The sequence below is a fragment of the Kineococcus sp. AC630 genome, assembly GCF_979255925.1.
This window is the reverse complement of the sequence record NZ_CEEDMJ010000087.1, coordinates 1-267: the sequence shown is the minus strand read 5'-3', so window position 1 is coordinate 267 and position 267 is coordinate 1. Positions and strand designations below refer to the sequence as shown.

Here is a 267-nt window from a genome sequence, read left to right as displayed (position 1 = left end):
CGCCCTGCACCGCGCCAGCCCCGCATCCGGATCCCTCACGAACCGGACGGTGCGGGTGGTCGACGACCCCGACGGCTTCGTCGCCCGAGCCGCCGCCGCGGGCGCCGAGGTGACCTCCCCGGTGGGGGCCGAGCACGGGTGGCGTCTGGGACGGCTCGTGGATCCGAGCGGTCCCGAATGGGAGATCGGCCACCCACAGGACTGAGCTCGTCACCGAACGGACTGGCCGCGTCAGACACGTCCGACGCGCCCAGACGCGGCCGACGG

Annotated in this window: 1 pseudogene; it reads left to right on the top strand. The window is 74.9% G+C overall.

The features are described 5' to 3' along the window. Window positions 1-205 (top strand): annotated as a pseudogene (locus tag AC0I8G_RS25955) (VOC family protein); the annotation flags it as partial. Between the last annotated feature and the right edge of the window lie 62 nt (window positions 206-267).